Genomic DNA, 21,323 nt, shown 5'->3' on the forward strand with positions numbered 1-21,323 from the left:
GGGAGGGGCATCCCCTCAGGGCGTCCAGCGCTCGGCTTCGAGCAGATCCGGGTCGTCTCCGAGCGCGGCGGACCGGCTCGTGAAGGTCGCGCCCGCGTCGCGCGCCTGGTGGAAGCGCGCGCGGAAGAGCTTCGCGTGCGAGAGATCCGCCCTCTCGATGCTCGCGTGCGAGAAGTCGGCGTAGGTCAGGTCCGCGTCGCGGAAGCTCGCCAGCGCGCAGGCCGCCCGGTGGAAGATGGCCTGGTAGAGGTCGGCGCCGGCGAGGCTCGCGGCCTCGAGGTCGGCCTCCGAGAAGATCGCCTGCCGCGCCTTGAGGCCGACGGCCGAGACCCCGGCGAGCCGCGCGCCGAAGAAGAGGCCGCGCTCGGCGTCCGCGCCGTCGAGCTTCGCCGCGGTGAGGTCCGCGCCCTTGAGGCTCGCCTGGACGAGCCGGGCGCCGCGCAGGTCGCACCCGGCGAGGTCGGCGTCGGTGAGCTGCGCCAGGGTCAGGTCCATGCCCGACAGATCCTGCCCGCGGAGGCGGGCGCCGACCAGCACCGCGAGGTGCATCGTCGCGCCGCGCAGGCTCGCGGTCGACAGGTCCACCTTGAGCAGGCAGGCCTGCTTGAGCTTCGCGCCGTCGAGCGCGAGGCGCGCGGCCTCGGTCTCCACGAGCGAGAACCGGTCCAGGTTGGCCTCGCGGAAGCTCGCCTCGTCGGCGCGCCCCTTGACCATGCCCCCGATCGTGAGGTTCGCGCGGTCGAAGCTCGCCCGCGACGCGTCGCACTCGGCGAAGCTCGCCGAGACGAGGTCGCTCTCGTCGAGGCGCGCGTGGAGGAGCGCGCACTGGCTCCACACCGCGTGGCGGGCCCGCGCGCCGGACAGGTCGGCGCCCGAGAGATCGCACCCGTTGAACATGGACTCGCTGATCTTCGCGCCCTTCAGCCGGGCGCCGCGGAACGTCGTCTTCTCGAACACGACGCCCGACAGGTCGAGCCCGGACAGGTCGAGCCCCGACAGGTCCTCCCCGGCGATGACCTCGCCCTCGTCCACCTTCGCGAGCAGCTCGTCGCGGGTCATTTGCCCTGCCCCGTGAACACGACGTGCTTGATGTGCGCGTCGGAGAAGGAGGTCCGCGGATCGCCCTTCGCGTCGAGCAGGTTGGCGCGGAACAGGTTGGTGTTCTCGACGCGGGCGCCGGGCACCTTCGCCTTCTGCAGCATGGCGTCCATGAGGTTCGCGCCCGTCAGATCCGCCTCGGCGAGGTCCGACCGCATGAACCGCGCGCCCTTGCCCGAGATCTGCGCGAGGCGCGCCCTGCGGAGGTTTGCCTCGCTGAAATCCGCGCCGTCCGCCGAGGCGCCCTCGAAGATCGCGCCCTCCAGATCGACCCCGCGGAGGTTCGCCCGCGCGAGGTCGGCCCCGGAGAAGTCCGCGCCCGGCAGCGCGGAGGCGGAGACCACGCGCAGCGCCGCGGCCTTCGCCCTCCGGAACGAGGCCTTCTCGCCCTTGAACTCGACGAGGGCCGCGTCCCCGAGCTCGGCCTCGCCGAAGTCCGCGCCCGCCGCCGCGCACTGGAAGAACGTCGCCTTGCGCAGGCTCGCGCCGGCGAAGCGTGCGCCCGTGAGGTCGAGCTGGAAGAAGAGGACGTCGTCCGCCGCGGCGCCGCTGAAGTCCGCGCCTCGCACGCGGGCCTCCAGGAAATCGGCCCCGGCGAGGTCGGCCCCCGAGAGCCGCGCCTCCTCGAGCCACGCCTTGTGCAGGACCGCCTTGCGGAGGTCGACCCCGTCGAAGCTCGCGCGCGCCGCGCGCGCCTCGCCGAGGTTCGCGCCGCGCAGCGTCGCCTTCCCGAGCCGCGCGCCCTCGAGCCTCGCGCGCGTGAGCACCGCGCCCGTCAGGTCGGCCCCCTCGAGATCGCACCCCGACAGATCCGCGCCCTCGAGGAGCGCCTCGCGCAGATCCGCGCCGGCGAGGCTGAGCTCGCGGAGGTCGGCGCCCGTCAGATCGCGCCGCGCGAGCGACTCGCCGGCGGCGAGCGCCCGCTCCACCTCGGCGCGCAGGTCCGACCGCTTCCCCTCGGGCGCCGGCTCGGCCGGCGGGTAGAAATGGGCGAAGGCGCGGTACGCGAGCAGGACGTTCTCCTCGGCCTTCCGGAGGCTCGCGGCGAACGCCGGGTCCGCGAGCTTCGCCTCGAGGTCCTCCATCGGGGCGCCCGCCGTGCGCCCCACCTCCGCGAGCTCGCGCATGCGGGCCAGCTCCTCGTCGGCGCTGAACTTCGGCGGGCCGCCCCCGTCGCCCTTGCTCTTCGCGGCGAGCGCGTCGAAGTCGAGCCCCTGCTCGGCGCAGAGCTTCCGCACCTCGTCCTCGGTGGCCCTGCGCTGCTCCTCGGCGTCCTTCTGGAGCTCCGCGGCCTCCAGGTCCATCCGCTCGACGTAGTCCGCGAGCTCGTCCGGCTTCGGCTCCTCCGGGCGCTTGATCTCCCGCGGGAGCTTCTCGTCCGGGTTCATCCCGAGCACGAGCATCGTCAGCCGCGCCTGCTCGAGCTCGCGCTGCGCCCGCGAGATCGACCGCTCCTCCATCGCCCGCTCGCGCCGGACGAGCTCGTCCATGTCGCTGATCACCTCGTCCGGGAACGACGGGGCGTCGGGCTCGGGCTCCGGGAGGAGCTCCTTCTCGCGCAGCGCGTGGAGGTGCCCCTTGTCCTTGTCGAGCCGCCTCTCCAGCGCCGCGCGGTAATGCTCGGCGGGCCGCGGCGCGTCGGCCCGCTCGAGGCCGGCGATCAGGACGCGCACGTCGTCGGCGTCGTCCTCGGCCACGGGCACGACGCCGCGGAAGATCGCGACGCCGCGCTCGATGTCGGGGAAGAGGAGCACCGTCTCCAGGCGCGTCGCGACCTCGCGCAGGGGCTCCTCGCCGGCGTTCGACGCCTCGCCCGCCTCGCCCCGCTGCCGCACGAAGCACCGGGCGCGGAGCCTCGGTGCGCGCGTCTCGAGCAGCGGCCGCGCCGGGTGCAGGTTCTTCAGGCGGATGGCCTCCCCGCCCTCGAAGTATCCGGGCAGCCGCTGGTCCTCCGGGGCGACCTGGAAGTACTCGGGGTCGAGATCGCGGGCGAAGCCGGGGAAGTCGTGCTGGAGCCACTCGCCGCCGTAGGTGCCGAGCTTGGCCGTCCGCGCGGCGAGCGTGGGGTCGAGCGCGCCGAAGGACGCCGGCGGCGGCCTGTCGCCCGGCGACATGAGGAGTCGCCGCGGGTCCTCGAGGTGGGGCAGGTAATGCACCTTGGTCCCCTGCTCGTCGACCGGATCGAGCCCCATCCCCTTCGGGTTCAGCGGGTAGTCCGGGCCGCCGAAGGCGTACTCCCAGGCGAGCGGCATCTCGGTGATCGGCTCGGGCTCGGTCGGCGCGCCCTGGTGCCACCGCCGCTTGCCCACGACGGCGACGGACTTGTCGACGAGGGGCCCGTCGACCGGCCCGACCTGCAGGCTCGCGGCGAACGCCGGCCGGGGCTCCCCGCCGGGCGAGAACGCCTTGCCGAAGACGAGGACCTCGCCGCGCGGCTTGGGCATGCCCTCGTCGAGGAGGCCGTCCTTGCCGAGGGCGGGCATCACCCGCTGCCACATCGAGACCTCGGGCAGCGGGACCTCCGGGGCGTCGAGCGGGAAGAACACGAGGAGCCCGATGCTCAGGTGATGGTTGCGCCGGACCGTGAGCACGCGCTGGAGGACGGAGAGGCGGAGGGGCTTGATGACACGCATGGGGCTCGAAGGATCGGTTGTCGCGGGGGGGCGCCTCGCGTCCGCCGTTCGCGGTAGAGGCCGATGTCTCGCTGGAGCGGCGACGGCGCGGGCGGCGCGCCCCGTCGCTAGCTGACCACGAAGATGCCGTGCTTCCTGATCTCGGCCGCGACGCTCTCCAGGGTGAAGCTCCCGTTCTTGAGCTCGACGGTCTTCGTCGTGAACTTCGGGCCCTGGATGGTCAGCTCCGGGCCGTTCTTCGCGGTGACCGTGGCGCCGAGCTTGAAATCCACGGTGTTGGTGAGGTTGAACGACATCTTCTGGCCGGCGGTGATCTCCATGTTCCTGCTCAGCGAGAACGACTGCTTGCTCCCGATCGTGAACTCCTGCGCGCTCGTCGCCTTGAGCTCCGTCGTGCTCGCCAGCTTGATGTCGAGCGATTTGGAGACGTTGACGGACGTGAAGTTGCCGCCCTTCAGGTCGAAGGATTTGCCGAGGGTGAGCGACGTGGCGTTCGTGAGCTTGAAATCGTTCGTGGCGCCGACCACGATCGAGCGGAAGGCGCCCAGCTTGGCGTCGAGCGAGGTGCCCACCACGGTCGACGAGCTGGCCCCGAACACATGGGCACGCGCGCTCCCCAGCGTGGTGACGCTGAAGTCGCCGGTCCTCTGGATGTGGTGATTGGACTTGAGGATCTCCTTCTTGTCGCCCTCGGCCTCGAGGAACAGCTTGCCCTTCGCGGAGATCTCGACGTCGTTTCCGAGCGCCTTGACGACGACCTTGCCCGTGGTGGAGGTGATCGTCACATCGCCCTTGGCCGTCTCGGTGAGGGTGCCCGCGGTGGCGGTCGTCGTGATGTTGCCCGCGGTGGCGGTCGTCGTGATGTTGCCCGATTTCGCGGTCGTCGTGATGTCGTTCTCGACGTTGCTCGTCCAGCTCGCGCCGACCAAGAAGTCCATGTTCTGCCCGGCGTCGAGCAGGATCCTGCCGTCGGTCTTGCCGATGAACTCGTGCCCGTGGTTGGGCGACCCCATGCGCATGTACGTGTTCGAGTACGGCGTCGAGAGCGTGATGCGTTGAGCCCCGGCCTGGTCCTCCAGCTCGAGGCGGTTCCTGCCGCCGGTCTGGATGACGTTCTTCGTGTGGTTGCCGCTCGTGACCGGGCTCGGCGTGAGCACGTTGGGCACCACGCCGGAGATCACCGGCCGATCCGGGTCGCCGCCGAGGAAGCTCAGCAAGACCTCGGTCCCCCGGCGCAGCGGGAAGTGGAACCCTTCGACGCCGCCGCCGTGCGGCTGCATCATGCGCACGTACGTGGAGCCGCTGCCGTCGCGCGGGCTCGCCTCGTCGAACTTGAATTTGACGAGGTAGCGCCCGTGCTCGTCGATCTGCGCGTACTCGCTCGCCGCGGAGCCGTCGACCGTGCCGTTCTCGTAACCGTAGATGCGCGGCCACGGCGTCCGCGACTCCGCCCGGAACTGCGTCGACGCCGGGATGGCCGCGACCTCGACGAAATAGACCTCCTCGTGCGTGAGGCCGGCGAGCTCCTCGAAGTCGCCGTGCCCCGCGGACTGGTTGCCGTGGTGGCGCAGCTCGACCGCGAGGTACTTCGTGTTGAACCGCGCGCGCGGGTGGTCCTCGAGCTCGAACGTGTACCCGGAGCGCAGGTGGAGCCGCGCGCCGGTGGCCTGATAGACCGCCTCGCGGGCGAGGTATTCCTCCGCGCGCAGCTGGGCCAGCCGCTTGCCGGCGTCGGCGCTGAAGAAGCGCTCGCCATGGAGGCTGATCTCGCCGGTGCCGTACTGGGACACCGGGGCCGAGCCCGCGAGGGGGAAGTGCGGCCGGACGTAGTCGTAGTCCTTGAGCTTCACCCGCGACGGCAGCGCCCCGTGCTGGCAGGAGAAGGTGCGGAACGAGGCCGAGGCGCTGCGGTCCTCGCCGGTCTGCGGGTGGTAGCGGACCGGCGCGGCGAGCGGCCCCGCGGGGTAGCTCTTGTCGTCACAGAGGACGAGCTTCTCGCCGTCCTCGGTGTGCTCGAAATAGTAAAAGATGCCTTCCCGCTCCATCCAGCGCGAGACGAAGTCGAAGTCGCTCTCGCGGTACTGGCAGATGTGCTCCTCGGTCTCGTAGCTGCCGAGGTTGAGCTCGACGTCGCTCCCCGTGATGCCGTTCTCCTCGAGCACGAGCTTGATCACCTCGGGCACGGTCTTCTTCGTGAAGATGCGGCTGTGCTTCGACAGGGTGAGCCCCCAGAGCCGCGGCACGAGCACCGCTCGCAGGAGCGCGCGGCCGCCGAACTCGTGCACGAGGTCGACGCCGGCGAGCACGCCGGTGAACACGTAGGGCGGATTCGTATCGTCCTGGCGGTCGATCGAGAGCCGCGCCTTGGCCCCGACCATCTCGGCGAAGTCCGTGTCGTCCTCGCCCTCGCTCGGGACCGACAGGAAGATCTCGAACCGATACGGGCGCGAGATCGCCTCCACGCCGCGAAAGCCGACGACGCGCGTCGGGCCTTGCAGGATGCTCGAGGAGAACGTGATGAGGTCGCTCATGGTCGTGTCTCTTCCAGGGTGCGAGGGGGTGAATGCTCCGCCTTCGTTCCCGAGGGAGCGCGTTCTATGGAGCTAGACGTAAAGGAGTCCGCGAGTCAACCTTGTGAAGAAACGTTAATGTCCTCTCCCTCCGGCGGTATTTCTACGATGGACCGCAGGATGGCGCCGCTCGACTTCGCGTTTGCGAGCTTGACCCCATAGAGGTTGGCGCCCGCGAGGTCCGCTTCGCGCAGATCGGCGCCATCGACGTTGGCGCGGGGGAGGCTCGCCTCCTTGAGCTTCGCCGCGCGGAGGATGGCGCCGGCGAGGCTCGCGTTCGCGAAGCTCGATCGGGAGAGCTCCGCCTTTGTCGCGTTGACGTCGGCGAGGCTGGCCCCGTCGAAGACGGCGTCGGTGAGGCGCGCCTGCCGCAGGTCGGCGCCGTCCAGCGACGCGCCGTCGAAGCGCGCGCGCGCGCCCCTGGCCGAGGTGAGGTCTGCGCTCCTGAGGATCGCCGAGGAGAGCTGCGCGCGGTCGAGCGTGGCGCGGGAGAGATCGGCGCGGGTCAGGTCGGCGTCGGTGAGGCGCGCGTCGGTGAGGTCGGCGCCGCTCAGGTTCGCCCTGGCGAGGCATGCGGAGGTGAAGTTGCACCGGGCGAGCGTCGCGCCGGCGAGGTTGACGCGCTCGAGGGAGGCGCCGCTCCAGTCGATGCCCTCGAGCTCGGCGCCCGCGAGCTCGAGGTCGTAGAGCGGCTGACCGCTCTTGAGGCGGGCGAGCACCACCGCGCGCAGGCCGCGCGCCTCCGGCTCGGGCGAGGGCGGCTCGGCGGGAGAGGCGTCGGCGGGAGAGGCGTCGGCGGGAGAGGCGTCGGCGGGAGAGGCGTCCGCGGCGGGGGCGTCAGGGGGCGCGACGTCGGCGGGAGCCGCTTCGACGGGCGCGGCGGCGCTGGCGGGCGCGGGCATCTCGTCCGCGGGCGGCGCGGCGTCCGGAGAGCGCGTCTCGTCCGCTGCGGGGACGGGTTCGTGGACCGGAGCGGGCAACGGCTGCGCTTGCGAGGGCGGCGGTCCAGTGACGGCGCCCGCCTCGCCAGGCGGCGGGTCGATGACGGGGTGCGTCTGGTCGAGCCTGGCGAGCGGCGGCTGCACCCGGGGCGGCGGCGCGGTCGGCGCGGCATGGGTCCCCGAAGCGGCGAAGGGCATCGCGAACGGCACGGAGCCCGGGGCAGGCTCCGAGCGCGGCGGCGGCTCGGGCGCGGGCGCGAACGGCAGGGGAGGCGGCGGCTGCAGCGGCGCCACCTGCTGCGTGACGGCGCTCCAGTGCGGCTCCTGTCGCTGCACGAAGGGCAGGGGAGGCGGCGGCTGCAGCGGCGCCACCTGCTGCGTGACGGCGCTCCAGTGCGGCTCCTGCCGCTGCGAGAACGGCAACGGGGGCAGCCCAGGTAGCTTCGTCACCTGCTGCGTGACGGCGCTCCAGTGCCCCGCCGGGAGCGCCGCCCCCCGGGGCGCGAGCGCACCCCCCGGATCCATGATCGCGACGGGCGCGAGCGGCGGCTCGACACCCGCCGCCGAGGGCCAGGCGAGCGGCCTCCCGGGCATCTCGACGCCTGCGACCACCCGCATCCGGGCCGGCTGATCGCCCGGCAGGAGGGCGGCGTTCCCCCGCCAGATCAGCGAGCAGAGCAGGCGATCCGCGTCGATGGTCAGCGTGTCGGCGACGAGCTCGATCGGCTGCCCCGGGTCGTCGCCTCCCGGCCCGGTCCGATGCAGCCGCGCGAGCGCGCGCGCCGACGGCAGCCTGGACCGGATCCACGGCGTGTGCGGGTGCAGCCCCTGGAGGAAGATCCACTCGTCGCCGTGGAGGCGTTCGAGCGCCTCTCGCGTGGATTCGCCGTAGACGTGGAGCTCCTTGTCGAGCACCCAGCGATCCTCGCGGAAGAGCGCGATCCGCACCGAGAGCGCGGTCGCAGTCGTCCCCGCGGGCGCGGCCGCGTGTCCGCGCACGAGGACCCCGGCGCCCGGCAGGTAGGGCGCTGTCTCACACACCTCCTCCAGGCTGCCGCGCCCTTCGCGCAGCTGGTCCGAGCGGAGCAGCGGCGCCGGGGCGGCGAGCTCCGCGAGCCGGTCGGGGACGAGGGCGAACGTGGCCTTGACGATGACGGTGAGCCGCTCTGCGCCCTGCATGCGCCACAGCACGGCCCCGCAGGAGGCCGGCGTCAGGGCGACACTTGGGAGGGGCCAGGGCGGTTGCACAGCGTGATCTCGGCTGGCCCGCGCGCTTTCACCGCCGCGGAGGGCTCTCGAACTGCCGACGATACGCGGCGCGTCTCTCGGACGCAAGCGCGGGAGTCCGCGGTGAGGAAAGCGCGTGTCGAGCGCTCGCGCTCACGGGACCATGTCGCTGTGAAGATCGGCGGAGCGGCTGAATTTGTGGTGCATGGTAGGCAAGGCCCTGCGGGCTCGTCGGTGCGCTGCGGCTCGCGCGGCTGGCATCCATGGTTTGCTGGATCGCTTGATGTGTTTTGCTGGGCTGAAAACTTCGATCTCGTGGAGAGAGTTCAACGCAAGTACGCGAAGGCGCAAGGGCGCAACAAGGAAAGATAAAAGGCGTGAGAAGACGGCTCTCTCCCCGCTGTGTTCTCTGTGCCTCTCTGTGGTTCCCTCTCTCCTCCAACCACGAACGAGCCCGCGCGACGCTCCTGCCACCCACGTCGAGCCCTCGCCAGGAGCGAGGCGAGCCCCCGCCGCCGCCGCCGCCGGCAGGACGGCGGCCCGCCGGCCGCGGCGCCTACCCGAGCGGCGCGCCGTCTTGCTCGTCCAGCCACGCGCGGGCGAGCGCGAGCGTGCGGGCGTTCTCGGGGACGTTCTCCAGGAAGCTCGCCCGCCACGCGGCGTTCGCGATCTTCGACGCGCGCTCCAGCAGCCGGTCGCGGGCGATCGCGATCGCGCGGCGGGCCTCCCCGTGCGCGCCGCACGCGGCGAGCGCCTCCGCGCGCACCAGGTAGATCTGCGACTCGCCCTCCTCGAGGTGGCCCTGCGAGGCGATGATCGGGGCGGCGAGCTCCGCGGCCCGGTCCGCCGCCTCGAGCGCCTCGGCGGCGCGCCCCGCGGCGAGCAGCACCCCCGCGAGCGTGCCCAGGGCGCACGGCATGAGCGGCGGACACTCGGCGAGGAGCTCGCAGCCGCGGCGCGCCTCCGCCTCGGCGCGGGCGAGATCTCCCGCCAGGCGGGATGCCTCCGCAAGGTAAACGTAGGTGCCGCCCTCCATGCGCCGGTCGCCTGACGCCACGAACGACCGCAGCGAGTCGTCCAGCAGACCACGCGCCTCGTCGAGATCGCCGAGGTGGAGCAGCGTGCGGCCGAGGTTCTCCTTCACGAACGCCGCCATGTACGGCATGCCGAGCCGCTCCGTGTCGGCCAGCGAGGCGCGGAGCAGGCGCACGGCTTCGGCGTACGCGCCGATCTCGTTGCAGAAATGGCCGGCGTTGCCGCGCGCGACGCAACTGTTGCGCACATCGCCCGCCGCCTCGTAGCAGCGCACCGACGCTTCCCCGAGCTCGCGGGCGGAGCCGAGATCCCCGGACAGGATCGCGCGGTGCGTCTGCAGCCGCAGGACCGTCGCGCTCACGGTCGGGTCGTGCCGGAAGCGGTCGAAGGTCGCGTCGAGCCGGCGGCACAGCGCCTCCGTCTCCTCGCTCTGGCCGATCATGTAGTGCAGGGCCAGCGCCGCCTGCGCCATGGAGACGAGCTGGGGCCCGGTCACCGCCTCGTCCGACCACCGCGCGCACAGCTGCCTGGCGAGCGCGATGACGGCCGCCCCCCGCCCCGCCAGCTGGAAGGTCCAGAGCGCCACCCCCACCGCGCGGCTCCACCACGCGCCCCCCTCGGGCAGCGCCCGCATCGCGGCCGTCGCGTGCTGCTCGGCCGCCGCGCTGTCGCCCCGGAAGCGGCACGCCTCCGCCCGGATCGTCTCGATCTCGCCGCGCGCCTCGCCGGCAGCGCCGCACGCGACCGCGCGCTCGGCGCGCTCGATCGCCGCCGCGTAGTCGTTCCCCCCGAGCGCCTGCTCGGCCGCCCGCCGGTAGCACCCGATCGCGCGCTCCAGCTCGCCGCCGCGCTCGAAATGCGTGGCCAGGACCATCGCGTCGGTCTCGCCGGCCTGCTCGAGCCACGCGCCCGCCAGGCGGTGGCCGAGCCGCCGGTCCTCCTCGGTCAGCATCTCGTAGGCCGCCTCGCGCACGAGCGCGTGCCGGAAGGCGTACTCCACCTCGCCCTGGAGCGTCGACTCGTGCAGCCGGGAGATGAGCTCGCTGCGCGCGAGCTCCGCCAGGCAGTCGTCGACGAGCGCCTCGTCCGCCTCGGGGCCGAGCAGCGCGCGCGCCGCGCCGCGCCAGAACGCGCCCCCGAACACGCTGCCGGCGCGCAGCACCCGCCGCGCGTCCGGCGCGAGCCCCTCCAGGCGCGACTGCATCATCGCGAGCACCGTCTCCGGGACGCCGCCGCCGTGGCCCTCCGCCGCGGCGCGCACGAGCTCCTCCAGGAAGAACGCGTTGCCCCCGGAGCGATCGACGATCCGCGCGACGGCCTCGGCGTCGAGCCCCCCGAGCGCCTCGGTCACGAGCTTCTCGCACGTCCTCCGCGGCAACGCCGTGAGCCGCAGATCCGTCAGCGCCCGCTTGCTCCACAGGGCCGGGAAGGCCTCGCGCACCTCGGGGCGCGCGAGCGCCAGGACCATCAGCCGCTCGCCCTCGAGGAGGCGGAGCGCCGCGTCGACGTACTCGACCGTGGGCCGGTCGCCCCAGTGCAGGTCCTCCAGCACGAGCAGGAGCGGCCGCGCGCGGCACTCGGCGCGCACGAGCTCCACCCACGCCGCCTGCATCTGGTCGCCCATGAGCTTGGCGTCCTGCCGCGCCGCCCGGAGCAGCACGCTGTCGTCCGCCGGAAAGGGCGTGCCCGCCATCTCTCCGAGGAACTCGGCGACCTGCCGCCGCAGCGGCTCGGCGACGGTCGCCGCGACGCGCGCGGCGAGCTTCTGCCGCCGCGCGTCGAGCGGCTCGCCGTCGAGCAGCCGCGCGGCGCGCCGCACGACCTGGCCGAGCATGCCGAACGGCGCGCCCTCGCGCATCGGGTCGCCGCGCGCGATCCACGGCTCGAACGGCTCCCCGCGGCCGGCGAGGCGCCGCACCAGCTCGTGGCGCAGGCGCGACTTGCCCACCCCGGCCTCGGCCGTGACCAGCACCGCGCGGGCCTCGGACTCGGCCACGCACTCGTCGAACGTCGCCTGGAGGAGGAGCAGCTCGCGCTCCCGCCCGGCGCACCGCGTCGGCTTGCCGAGCAGCTTGCGCGCCTCGTCCGCGGGCTCGAGCTCGCCGACGAGCGCGAGCCCCGTGCCCTCGACGGACACGTCGAAGCGGTCGCCGAGGAGATCCGCGGTCATCCGGTCGAGGAGGACGGGGGCCACGCCGGCCGAGCTCGCCGCGAGCAGCGCGCTCGCGCGGTCGATGACCTGCCCCATCGGCTGCGTCTTCTCGAGCTCGTCCCAGCCGGTCGTGAGCGCCACGCGCGCGTGCGGCAGGAGATCGCGGAGGGCGAGGGCGCAGCGCGCGGCGCTCACGGCGAGATCCGTCGGCGAGCCCGAGCCGGCGAGGACGGTCGCGAGGGAGCCGTCCCGGAGCAGCTCGAGCTGCGCGCCGTGCCGGGCGGCGACCTGCCGGAGCGCCTGCGACGTGTTGAAGAGCGTGCTGAGCAGCGGGGAGTCGCTGAGCGAGGCGGTGAGCTCGAGGGAGTCGGCGCGCGCGGGGGCCTGGCCGCCGCCGGGCGCCTCGGACGCGAGGATGACGCTGACGAGGCGCCGCTCGCGGCGCGTCAGGCCGGCGACCGAGGCGGGCGCGGTCGAGGACGACTCGGCGACGCGCTCGGCGAGCGCGCGCAGCTCGTCGACGGCGGCCCGCGCGGCGGGGCGATCGCCCGGCCGCTTGGCGAGCAGCCGCGTCGCGAAGGCGTCGAGCTCCCGCGGCAGCCCGGCCACGAGCGCGCTCGGGCGCGGGGCCTCCTCGAAGACCACCCTGGCCAGCAGGGCGAGCGGGTGCGGCGCGGCGAAGGGCGGCCGGCCGGTCAGGCAGGCGAACAGGACGCACCCGAGCGAGTAGATGTCCGCGCGGGCGTCGACCTCGCAATCGCCGATGATCTGCTCGGGCGCCATGAACGACGGCGTGCCCACCGTCGCCCCGGTGCGCGTCAGCGACGACGTCGCGTCCTCGAGGCGCGCGAGGCCGAAGTCGACGATCGTCGCCCGCTCGATCTCTCCGCCCGGGAGGAAGATGTTCTGGGGCTTGATGTCGCGGTGGACGATGCCCTGCGCGTGCGCGAACGCGAGCCCGTCGGCCACCCGGACCAGGAGCCTGAGCGCGGCGGTCGCCTCCAGCCGGCCCCGGGCGAGCCTCGCCCCGAGATCTTCCCCCTCGAGCCACTCCATCACCAGGTAGAGCTCGCCGTCCGGCGTCGTCCCGTGGGCGACGTACCGGACGATGCTCGGGTGCGACAGGGCGGCGAGCGCGCGCGCCTCACGGGCGAACCGGCTGCGCTTCTCCTCGGTCGGCTCCCGGAGCACCTTGATCGCCACCGGCGCGCCGCTCTCGACGTCGCGCGCGCGGTAGACGGTCCCGAGGCCGCCCTTGCCGGCCTGCCGCTCGATCGTGTAGCGCGCCCCCAAGCGCTCCCCCGGTGTCATGCGCGATCGAGTATCTCATGAAAAGCGGGCGCGTCCGCCAGCGGCGTTCGGCGCCGGCGGCCGTGAGGTCGATCCTCGCCGGGGCCGCGGCGAGGCCCGACCGGCGGCCATCAGCGCTCCTGATTTCAGTTGAATCGCGTCGCGCCGTCGTCGCGCGCGCCTCGCGAGGGGGTCGTGCGGCTCAGGTCCGGTGGCCGGGCGGGCGCTGTGCTACAACGTGAGCAAGGCCTGCCGTGTAAGGAGCGTGCGCCATGGGGAATGCGTGTGTTCAAGCCCTCGCCGATGCGTTGGATCTCGGCTCGCTGCTGCAGGAGGTCCGGGATCGACATGGAGAGTTCGACCTCCTGGCGCACTGGACGCAGGGCGAGTTCCACCACGACGTGGTCATTCGGATTCATCGCTTCGCGCCGCTGCCCGGTCCGGTGCTCGTCGTGAGCACCAACTGCAACGGCGGGGTCAAGGAGGTGCTCTGCTTCGGCGAGGTGCCGGACCGCTATGCCCTCTGGCACCATCGCTGCCCCGGGGTGCCGGAGTTCTCCGGCGCGCTGCCGCCCATCGCCGCGCAGGCCCGGACGCCGCATTACTTCGACCCGTGCGAGCTGCTCGCGGCCGACGCGCGCAGCGAGCTGCGCGCCGAGTTCCGCGAGCGCGACCTGGGGGGCGGCTGGCGCCCGCGGTGCGGATAGCTGGCGGGTGAGGCCGCTCAGCGGCGCTCTGCGTCAGCGTCCGGCGCGGCCTGCCCCGCCGCGCGGGCCGTGCGGAAGGCCGCGTCGAGCCGCCGCGCCTCGCGCGCCGCCTCGCCGGCGGTCAACCCGCGGGCCCCCGCGGCCGCGGCGATCGCCTTGCGGAACCGCGCCCCGGCGCGGCGGTACTCGAGCGTGACGAGCGTCAAGCAGAGCGCGACGAGCAGGACGTCGCGCGCGTTCGGCGCGGGCAGCGACCAGGCGAGCCACCCGGTGGCGACGGCGAGCAGCACGCCGCACAGCTCCCAGGATTCGGAGCGCTCAGCGCCCTGGGCCTGCGCTGCGGCGGCCAGCGCGCGCGCGACCGAGGCTGGCGGCTCCGCATCCTTGTCAGCGGGCGCACACCCCGTTGCGTTAGGAACGACCGACCCGCCGCCGGTCAGGAGGGGCGTCGAGGACACCACGACAGCGTTCGTTGCCGCACCGCGATGCATTGAGCTCATACAAACACCCTCCTCGCTTTGCCGTCCGGCCCTGCATACCGTCCGTGCTTGCACGCCGCGCGCCGTCGGCTAAATACGCGAGCTCACGTGGTTCTGACGGCTGAGGCCGCATCGCGTGCGCATCTGTCGCGCGGGGCACGCAATCGATGCGCGTTCGTCGAAATCTCGGCCGCGCCGAGGCGCACCGAAGGCGCAGAGGTGGGTGCGCGTGGCTGCGCCCTCTCCGCCGCGCACGCGCGGCGGAGAGGGCGGCGCGGCCCGGGGGCGCAGGCGCTCAGGGGTAGACGTAGGGGGCGTCGAGCCCGAGGGGGAGCCCGAGCTGCCAGTAGGCGAGGAGGAACAGGCTCCATGCGACGAGAAACGTCACGGAGTACGGCAGCATCAGCGCCATGAGCGTGCCAATCCCGGTGCCTTTCACGTACTTCTGGCAGTAGACCACCACCAAGGGGAAATACACCATGAGCGGCGTGATGATGTTCGTGGTCGAGTCGCCGACGCGGTAAGCCGCCTGGGTGAGCTCCGGCGAGATGCCGAGCGACATGAGCATGGGCACGAAGATCGGCGCGAGCAGCGCCCATTTCGCCGACGCGGAGCCGATGAAGAGGTTCACCGTCGCCGTGAGGGCGATGATGCCCACGATGGTCACGGTGCTCGGGAGCGCCATGGCCTGCAGCGCCGCGGCGCCCTTGAGCGCCACGAGCGCGCCGAGGTTCGACTTGTTGAACAGGTAGATGAACTGCGCGGCGAAGAAGGCCATGACCAGGTAATAGGCCATCGTGCCCATCGTCTTGCTCATCCCGCCGATCACGTCGCGGTGGCTCGTGAACGTGCCGGCCGTGTAGCCGTAGACGATCCCGGGGATCAAGAAGAACAGGAAGATGAGCGGCACGATCGCGTTCATGAGCGGCGCCGTGCTGATCGTCAGTTGACCGCCCGGCGCGCGCAGGGGCGACGACGCGGGCGCGCTCGCCGCGACGAGCAGGCCGATGCAGATCGCCATCGCCGCGAGCCCCGCCCAGAGCGCGCGCGCCTCGCGCGGCGTGAGGTCCGCCGCGCGAGGCTCCTGCTCCGGCGCGGCGTCGACGGGCGTGCGGGCGATGCGCGGCTCGATCACGCGGTCGGTGATGAACCAGCCGAGCCCGACGATCAAGAGGCATGAGGCGCTGCAGAAGAACCAGTTGCAGAGCGGGTTGACGGCGCGCTTCGGATCGAGGATCCCGGCGCCGGCCTGGGTCAGGCCTTGCAGCAGCGGGTCGAGGCTGGAAGGGATGAAGTTGGCGCTGAAGCCCCCGGAGACGCCCGCGAACGCGGCGGAGATGCCGGCGAGCGGGTGCCGGCCCGCGGTGTGGAAGATGACCGCGCCGAGCGGGATGACGAGCACGTAGCCCGCGTCGGCCGCCGTGTGGCTGACGATGGCCACGAGGATCAGCATCGGCGTGAGCAGCGCCCTCGGCGTCACCGCGAGGAGCTTCTTGAGGCCGGCGTTGATGAACCCCGAGTGCTCGGCGATCCCGACGCCGAGCAAGGCCACGAGCACCACGCCGAGCGGATGGAAGCCCGTGAAGGTCGGGACCATGCTCGCGAGGAACTCGGTGACGGCCTTGCCCGAGAGCTGGCTCTGGATCACGAGCGGCTGCTTCGTCCTCGGGTCGATCTCGCTGAACTGGAGCGGCGCGAGCGCCGCCGACAGGATCACGACCACGGCGGCGAGCACGACGAAGAGCAGAGCCGGGTCGGGGAGCTTGTTGCCCGCCCGCTCGAGCGCGTCGAGGGCGCGGCTCGCCCGTCCCGCCCTGATTTCGGGCGGGACCGGGGCGAGCTCGGGTTGCTGGTTGGACATGCCGCGCATGGTAAGGCGATTCACGTGGCGCGTCGCCAATTTCGTGGCGGACGGCGCGAGACCGTCGCAGTCAAACGCGATCGAGCGCGCGCGGGGAGCGACGCGGCCCGACTCCACACTTCATTCCGTCGCCTCTTCACACAGCGCTGTTCAACAGGGCAGGTGGAACTCAAGCGTTCGACTGCTGTACGATGACCCAGAGGGGCTCATTACATGCTGATTCTTCAGGACTACACTGCCACGGAAAAGATCTACGAGGGCATCACGTCCGTTCTTTATCGTGGTCACCGCAACGCGGATCGGCTGCCTGTCGCGGTGAAGCTCCTCAAGAGCGAGTACCCGGATCCGCGAGAGCTCGCCAAGATACGGCACGAGCACGCGCTCATGCGGGACCTCCGCGTCCCGGGCATCCCCGTGGTGCTCGACGTGGGGAAGCACGGGAACGGCCTCGCGCTGATCATGGAGGACAGCGGCGGGCGGTCGCTGAGCGACATGATGCGGGCGCAGCGGCTCAGCCTCGCGTCGGCGCTGCGGATCGCGGCGTCGGTCGCCGACATCATCGACTCGGTCCACCAGCGCCACGTCATCCACAAGGACATCAAGCCGCACAACATCCTCGTCGACCCCGAGACGATGCAGGTCAAGCTGATCGACTTCGGCATCGCCACGCGGCTGTCGCGCGAGAGCCAGGCCGCGCTGGCGCCGGAGGCGCTGGAGGGGACGCTCGCGTACATGTCGCCCGAGCAGACCGGGCGGATGAACCGCGTGGTCGATCACCGCAGCGATCTCTACTCGCTCGGCGTCACCCTGTACGAGATGCTCACCGGCGTGCTCCCGTTCCAGGCGAACGACGCGCTGGAGCTCGTGCACCACCATATCGCGAGGAGGCCGGCGCCGCCGGCGGAGGTGAGCCCGCAGCTGCCCCAGATCGTCTCCGAAATCGTGATGAAGCTCCTCGCCAAGACCGCCGAGGCGCGTTACCAGAGCGGCGCCGGGCTCAAGGCCGATCTCGAAGAGTGCCTGCGCCAGCTGGAGGCGACCGGCGAGATAGAGCCGTTCGCGCTCGGGCGCTACGACCGCGTCGGCGAGCTCCGGATCGTCCAGAAGCTCTACGGTCGCGAAGAGCAGACGGCGACGCTCCTCGCGGCGTTCGACCGCGCGAGCCGGGGCGCGGTCGAGCTCCTCCTGGTCTCGGGCGAGGCGGGCGTCGGCAAATCCGCGCTGGTGCAGGAGGTCCACAAGGCGATCGCGCACCGCCGCGCGTACTTCATCGAAGGCGCGTTCGAGCAGATCGGCCGCAGCACGCCGTACGCCTCCGTGGCGAGCGCGCTCCGGAGCCTCGTCCGGAGCCTCCTGGCCGAGCGCACGAGCGCCCTCGAGCTCTGGAAGGCGAGGCTGCTCGAGGCGCTCGGCCCGAACGGCCAGGTGCTCCTCGACCTCGTCCCCGAGCTCGCGCTCGTCATCGGCCCCCAGCCGGCCGTGGCCGAGCTCGGACCTACCGAGTCCCAGAACCGGTTCAACCTCGTGTTCCAGAACTTCCTCCGCGTCTTCGCGACGCGGGAGCACCCGGTCGTGCTCGCGCTCGAGGACCTCCAGTGGGCGGACGCGGCCTCGCTCACGCTGATCCACACGCTCATGACCGGGCCGGGCACCGCGCATCTCCTGGTCATCGGCACGACCCGGGAGGGCGAGATCGCCGCGGCCCACCCGCTGCGCCTGCTGGTCGACGCGCTGCGGAGCGCGAGCGTCGCCGTCCACGCGATCGCCGTCGAGCCGCTCCCGCGGTCCGCCGTCGCTCAGCTCGTCGCCGAGGCGCTGGACTGCGCGGCGGAGCAGGCGGCGCCGCTCTCGGAGGTCGTCTTCGACAAGACCCGCGGCAACCCGTTCTTCGTGAGCCAGTTCCTGCGGTCGCTCCGCCAGGACGATCTCCTGCGCTTCGACGCGCGCTCCCGCGCCTGGACATGGGATCTCGCCCCGATCCAGGCGATGCAGATGACGGACAACGTGGTGGCGCTGATGGCGGGCAAGCTCCAGAAGCTCGCGCCGGACACCCAGCGCGCCCTGATGCTCGCGGCGTGCCTGGGCCACGAGTTCGAGCTGGAGGTGCTCTCGGCGATCTGCGATCGATCGCGCCGGGACACGGCCGGCGATCTCTGGGAGGCCTTACGGGACGGGCTCATCCAGCCCACGGGCACCGAGTACCGCTTCGTCCACGACTCTTCGCGCGGCGACGCGGCGGACGACGTGCCCTCGACCAGGTTCAACGTGTCCTACCGGTTCTTGCACGATCGCGTCCAGCGGGCCGCGTACTCGCTGCTCGACGACGAGCGCCGGAGGGCGGCGCACCTCCGGATCGGCAGGCTGCTCCTCTCGCAGGCCGGCGCGAGCCCGCGCGACGACGCCCTGTTCGCCGTCGTCCACCAGATGAACCTCGCCGCCGACCTGATCTCCGATCCGGGCGAGCGCGCGGAGCTCGCCAGGCTGAACCTCGCCGCGGGGAGGAGGGCGAAGGCGGCGAACGCCCACCAGGCGGCCGCCGGCTACCTCGCGGTCGGGGCCTCGCTGCTCGGCGAGGATGCGTGGGCCCGCGACGGCGAGCTGATGTTCGCGCTCACCGTGACGCGCGCCGAGTGCGAGTACATGTGCGGTCACTTCGATCGCGCCGAGTCGCTCTTCGATCTCCTGCTGTCCCGCGCGAGCTCCACCCTGGAGCGAGCGCAGGTCCACAACCTGCGGATCGTCCTCTACCTCACCCTGTTCAAGGTCGCGGACTGCATCAGCGTCGGGCGCGCGGGCCTCGCGCTGTTCGGGATCGAGCTGCCTCGCTCCGAGGACCAGGTCCAGGCGGCGCTCGACGCGGAGCTCGCGGAGGTGCCCGTCAACCTCGGGGGCCGGCGGATCGAGGACCTGGCCTCCGCCCCGGCGCTCCGGGACCGAGAGACGCTGATCGTCCTGAAGCTCCTGACGAACCTCTCCTCGCCGGCGTACCTCACCGACGCGAGGCTCGCGGCGCTCGTCACGGCGAAGCAGGTCAACCTCTCGCTCCGGCGCGGGCACTCGGAGGTGTCCGCGTTCGGCTTCGTGCTGTACGGCCTCTACATGGCGGTGCTGCGCGACCGGTACGACGAGGCGCGGCGGTTCGGGCGGCTCGGCATCGAGCTCAACCGGAGGTTCGACAACGTCGAGCTGGCCTGCAAGATCCACTTCACGTTCGGCGTCTACGCGCATTTCTTCTCCCCGCTGCGCGAGACGGTCGAGCACCTCCGGAGCGCGCTCGAGGCAGGGATGGTGTCCGCGGACTTCGCCTACCTCTCGTACACGTGCAACGCGATCGTCATGGCCCGCCTCGGGCTCGGCGACGAGCTCGCGTCGGTCAGGAAGGAGATCGACCGCTTCCTGGGCCTCATGGCGCGGACCAAGAACGCCCTGTCGACGGCCTTCCTCTGCGTCGCGCGGCAGATGGTCGCCTGCCTCGAGGGGCGCACCGACGGCGGCGCCTCGCTCGGCGACGACGAGTTCGACGAGGCCGCGCTCGCGGCGACGCTCGGCGCGCCGAGCGCCATGTTCACGGCCTTCTGGTATCACGTGGTCAAGCTACAGCTCCTGTTCCTGGACGAGGAGTACGCCGCCGCGCTCTCGGAGGCGCTCGCGGCCGAGCGGGCCCTCGCGAGCAGCATGGGGTATTTCTCCACGACCGAGCTGTCGTTCTACATCTGCTTGACGCTGCTCGCCCTGGGCGAGGCCGCGCCGGAGGGGCCGGCGCGGAGCGCGGCGATGCTCGAGGAGCATCACGCGAGGCTCGCGCGCTGGGCGGAGAGCTGCCCGGAGAACTACCGGCACAAGCACCTCCTGGTCGTCGCCGAGCGCTCCCGCGCGTCCGGCGACGAGCTCGGGTCGATGGCGCGCTATGAAGAGGCGATCGAGGCCGCGCAAGAGAGCGGGGTCGTCAGGGACGAGGCGCTCGCGAGCGAGCTTTGCGCGAAGCTCCACCTCGCGAAGGGCAGGCGCAAGACGGCGCGGTTCTACCTGGCGAGCGCGTGCTACGGGTATATCCGCTGGGGGGCCACGGCCAAGGCGCAGGCCCTCGTGGACAGGTATCCAGCGCTCGCCCTCCAGCCCGCGGCCGGCTCGGACCGCGCGGGCTCGCCGGTGTCCTTCACCGTGTCGAGCTCCTCGACCGCGAGCACCGGGCGCAAAGGGGTGCTCGACGTGACCGCGATGATCCGCGCGGCGCAGGTGATCGCCGGCGAGGTCGAGCTCGACAACGTGCTCGAGCAGCTGATGCGGATCGCCGTGGAGAACGCGGGGGCGCAGCGGGGCGCGCTCGTCCTCGATCGCGGCGAGCGGCTCGTGGTCGAGGCGCTCGCGACCGTCGATCCCGACGCGGTCCGCACGGGCATGACGACGCCCGTCGAGGACAGCGCCGACATCGCCGTCTCGGTCGTGCAGTACGTCGCCCGGACCCGGGAGCCGGTCGTCCTGGGCGACGCGACCGAGGACGCGCGCTTCGCGGCCGATCCGTACATCGTCGCGAGCCGCCCGCGGTCGGTCCTCTGCATGTCGATGGTCCACCGGGGCCGGCTCACGGGCGTGCTTTACCTGGAGAACAACGCCGTCAGCAACGCCTTCACGGCGGCGCGGATAGAGCTCCTCGGGCTGCTCCTGTCGCAGGCGGCCATCGCCGTGGAGAACGCGTTGCTCTACGCGCACTTGCAGCACCGCACCGAGGAGCTGCGCGTGGCCGGCGAGCGGCTGGAGCTCGAGCTCGCCGAGCGTGCGCGCTCCGAGCAGACCCGGGCGTCGCTCCAGGAGGAGATCATCCGGGTCCAGAACGACAGGCTGGCCGAGCTGTCGACGCCGCTCATCCCCATCACCGATCGCATCATGGTGATGCCGCTCATCGGGACGATGGACGCGGCGCGCGCCCAGCAGGTGCTGCACACGGCGCTGCAAGGGGTCGACGCGAACAGCACGCAGGTCGTGATCCTCGACATCACCGGCGTGAAATCGATCGACACGAGCGTCGCCGCCTCGCTCATCCGCACGGCGAACGCCCTCCGGCTGCTCGGCGCGCAGGCGGTGATCACGGGCGTCCGCGGCGACGTCGCGCAGACGCTGGTCGCGCTGGACATCGATTTCGGGGCGATCGTGACGAAGGGGACCCTGCAGAGCGGGATCGCTTACGCGCTGGAGCAGAGCAGGAGGGCTCGCCGTCTGTCCTGAGCGACCGACCAGGACACGACGCCGCACCCCGCCACCTACAATCGCCCTCGCGCACGCACGAAGTCGCGCATCCTCTCTTGTTGCGGCGCATCTCGTACTTATATGGA

The 21,323-nt window shown here is 72.2% G+C and carries 9 protein-coding genes; 2 read left to right on the forward strand and 7 right to left on the reverse strand.

Annotation, left to right across the window (positions count from 1 at the left end; all coding sequences use genetic code 11):
* Positions 1-15: 15 nt before the first annotated feature.
* The 5 genes from NQZ70_RS14700 to NQZ70_RS14720 form a co-directional block, all read right to left on the reverse strand.
* On the reverse strand, positions 16-1,059 hold the full coding sequence (locus NQZ70_RS14700; protein ID WP_129574769.1) for a pentapeptide repeat-containing protein: 1,044 nt from the start codon (positions 1,057-1,059) through the stop codon (positions 16-18).
* Positions 1,056-3,731: a DUF2169 domain-containing protein gene (locus NQZ70_RS14705; protein ID WP_129574770.1), complete on the reverse strand. Its 2,676-nt coding sequence runs from the start codon at positions 3,729-3,731 to the stop codon at positions 1,056-1,058. Before NQZ70_RS14705 ends, NQZ70_RS14700 begins: the two co-directional genes overlap by 4 nt.
* Before the next feature lie 107 nt (positions 3,732-3,838).
* Positions 3,839-6,262, reverse strand: a complete 2,424-nt coding sequence (locus tag NQZ70_RS14710) for a type VI secretion system Vgr family protein (protein ID WP_129574771.1) — start codon at positions 6,260-6,262, stop codon at positions 3,839-3,841.
* A 95-nt stretch (positions 6,263-6,357) separates the two neighbouring features.
* Positions 6,358-8,421, reverse strand: a complete 2,064-nt coding sequence (locus NQZ70_RS14715) for a pentapeptide repeat-containing protein (protein ID WP_129574772.1) — start codon at positions 8,419-8,421, stop codon at positions 6,358-6,360.
* A 604-nt stretch (positions 8,422-9,025) separates the two neighbouring features.
* Positions 9,026-12,967, reverse strand: coding sequence for a serine/threonine-protein kinase (locus NQZ70_RS14720; protein WP_129574773.1), 3,942 nt, complete (start codon positions 12,965-12,967; stop codon positions 9,026-9,028).
* A gap of 251 nt (positions 12,968-13,218) precedes the next feature.
* Here NQZ70_RS14720 and NQZ70_RS14725 point away from each other — a divergent pair, with 251 nt between their 5' ends.
* The gene (locus tag NQZ70_RS14725) at positions 13,219-13,653 is read left to right on the forward strand and encodes a hypothetical protein (protein ID WP_129574774.1); all 435 of its coding nucleotides are present in this window, start codon (positions 13,219-13,221) and stop codon (positions 13,651-13,653) included.
* A gap of 17 nt (positions 13,654-13,670) precedes the next feature.
* On the opposite strand, the gene NQZ70_RS14730 is transcribed toward NQZ70_RS14725, so the two are convergent.
* Complete coding sequence (locus NQZ70_RS14730; RefSeq protein WP_237245308.1) at positions 13,671-14,111, reverse strand: hypothetical protein; 441 nt, start codon at positions 14,109-14,111, stop codon at positions 13,671-13,673.
* Between the two features lie 316 nt (positions 14,112-14,427).
* Positions 14,428-15,993 (reverse strand): AbgT family transporter, encoded by a 1,566-nt coding sequence (locus NQZ70_RS14735; protein WP_207217854.1) that lies wholly within the window; start codon positions 15,991-15,993, stop codon positions 14,428-14,430.
* A 213-nt stretch (positions 15,994-16,206) separates the two neighbouring features.
* Between NQZ70_RS14735 and NQZ70_RS14740 the strand changes: the two genes are divergently transcribed.
* A complete protein-coding gene (locus tag NQZ70_RS14740) occupies positions 16,207-21,216 on the forward strand; it encodes an AAA family ATPase (RefSeq protein WP_129574776.1) in 5,010 nt (1,669 codons plus the stop codon).
* Positions 21,217-21,323: the final 107 nt, after the last annotated feature.

The organism is Sorangium sp. So ce836, assembly GCF_028553905.1.
GTDB lineage: Bacteria > Myxococcota_A > Polyangia > Polyangiales > Polyangiaceae > Sorangium > Sorangium cellulosum_D.